A 2,257-nucleotide genomic window follows, 5' to 3' on the forward strand; every position below is an offset into this window, starting at 1 on the left:
GACTGCCGACGCGGCGGCCGCGGGCAGCCCGTCCAGGCGCAGCTGGCTGGTATAGCCGTTGCTGATCAGCGTGCCGAGCACCGCGACGCCGATGGTGGCGCCTACCTGGCGGACCGCGGACATCAGGGCGCCGCCCGAGGCGCTGCGCTCCGCCGTCAGCGGCCCGACCGCGGCGTTCATCGAGGCCGGCATCGCGAGCCCGAGGCCGAGCCCGGTCACCGCGATCCACAGCACCGCATAGCCGGCCGAGGAGCCGAGCCCGGTGCAGGCGCCTATCACCAGCCCGGCCGCCATCACCAGGAACCCGGCCGCGACGGCGAGCTTGGCGCTGACCCGCGGATCGCCGCGGCCGCCGCCGGGCAGCTTGACCGCTTCGGTGAGCCTGCTGCCCGCGATCATGCCGACGAGCATCCCGGCGATCAGCGGCAGCAGCCGCACCCCGCTGCCGAGCGGTGTCGCGCCGCGGACGTCCTGGAAGTACTGCGGAGCGGTGAAGAACAGGCCGAACATCGCGAACGACACGAACGTCATCAGGATCGTGCCCCACCGGAAGCTGGCCACCCGGAATAGCGACAGGTCGACGAGCGGCTGGCTGCCGCTCCGCCGGGCGGCGAACCGTTCCCACCAGACGAAGCCGGCGAGGATCGCAAGTCCCGCGACGATCGTCGCCAGGGCCGGGGTGTCGGTCCAGCCGTCCTGGCCAGCCCTGATGAACCCGTACGTGAGGGCGGTGAGCCCCGCGCTCGAGATCACGATGCCGGGGAAGTCAAAGCGCGGCCGCTTCGTGGCCCGCGACTCGGGCAGCAGGAGCGTTACAGCGGCGAGCGCGATTACCACAACCGGCACGTTGATCAGGAAGACCGAGCCCCACCAGAAGTGGTCGAGCAGGAAGCCGCCGACGATCGGCCCGATCGGGTAGCTGAGGAAGAGCGCCCCGGCCATCACGGAGATCGCCTTCTGCCGTTCCTGCTCGGCGAACATGACCGGGATGACCGAGATCGCCATCGGGAAGACGGCGGCAGCGCCGATGCCGAGCGCCGCCCGCGCGGCGATCAGCTCACCCACGCTGACCGAGTAAGCGCACCACACAGAGCTGGCGGCGAACACGACGAGCGCGGCGAGCAGCACCTTCTTCCGCCCGTACCGGTCGCCGAGCAGCCCGGCCGGGAGGATCAAGGCGGCGATCACCAGGGAGTAGGAGTCGGTGATCCACTGCAGGTCCGCTGTTGACGCGTGCATGGTCCCGGCGATGGTCGGCAGCGCCAGGCTGAGCACGGTCAGGTCCAGGCTCACGACCAGCACGCTCACCGAGATCGCGGCCATCGCCCACCAGCGACGGGCCGAGTCCTTCATGAGAGTCACCACCTTCCGGGTGTTCCTCTTAAATGAAAGTTACTCTCATAAGATAGACACATCCAATTGGCAGCGTCAAGCATGAACGCGAAAGGCCGTCCCCGCGGGGACGGCCTCAGCCGGGTGGTTCGCGGAGCGCGTTACGAGCGCAGCAGGCGCAGCGCGAGCGTCGGGCAGGCGCTCACGGCCGCCCTGGCGTCGCGTTCCAGGCCCGCGGGGACCGGTCGCCCGTCCACGATCGGGTAACCCCACTCGTCCAGGTGGATCATCTCGGGCAGCAGCTCGGCGCACGCCCCGTGCCCCTCGCACTCGATGGGGTTGACCAGCAGTTTCTCGCTCACATCCAGTCCTCTTCCGTGCGTGCCGAGCCGTGCGGGATCGGCAGGAACGGCCGCTTGCTCGTCCCGGTGCACTGGCCCCGCTGGTGCCGGCTGACCTCGGCGGCGAACGCGATCAGCGCGCTGCGCACGAACCGCGCCGTACCGTCCGGGTGGTGGCAGGCGCCGCGCCCGGTGACCAGCCCGGCCCACCGCTCCACGTCCGCCTGCGTCTGCCCGCGCTGGCGGCCGACGGCGATCTCGGTGAGGGCGGCGGCCATCCGCGGCAGCCCGTTCAGGCACGGTCCGCACTGGCCGGCGGATTCAAGAGCCAGGTACCGAACGACCGCGGCCGTCTCGATCAGCGCGCACCGATCCGGCGGCGGGGTCAACAGGATCCCGGCCCCGACCCGCGCGCCCGCCGCGGCGAGCGACTGGTTGTCCAGCGTCAGCCGCACCGCCTCAGTGGCCGGCAGCCAGCTGCCGTGGTACCCGCCGATCAGCACCGCCTGATCGGCCCGCACGTCACTGAGCAGGGCCTTCAGCGGCATGCCGAGGGGGACCTCGACGACGCGCGGCGCTCCGTC

At 71.2% G+C, this 2,257-nt stretch carries 3 protein-coding genes; all 3 read right to left on the reverse strand.

What is annotated here, in order from left to right:
* On the reverse strand, positions 1-1,353 hold a 1,353-nt coding region (locus tag WA805_RS29920), incomplete at its 3' end, for an MFS transporter (RefSeq protein WP_425243999.1).
* Positions 1,354-1,493: 140 nt separating this feature from the next.
* Positions 1,494-1,694 (reverse strand): ferredoxin, encoded by a 201-nt coding sequence (locus WA805_RS29925; protein ID WP_422273317.1) that lies wholly within the window; start codon positions 1,692-1,694, stop codon positions 1,494-1,496.
* Positions 1,691-2,257: NADH-ubiquinone oxidoreductase-F iron-sulfur binding region domain-containing protein (locus WA805_RS29930; RefSeq protein ID WP_425244000.1), on the reverse strand; the 567-nt coding region annotated here is incomplete at its 5' end. The genes WA805_RS29930 and WA805_RS29925, both read right to left, overlap by 4 nt.

The organism is Trebonia sp. (assembly GCF_049794275.1).
In the GTDB taxonomy this organism is placed as follows: Bacteria; Actinomycetota; Actinomycetes; order Streptosporangiales; family Streptosporangiaceae; genus Trebonia.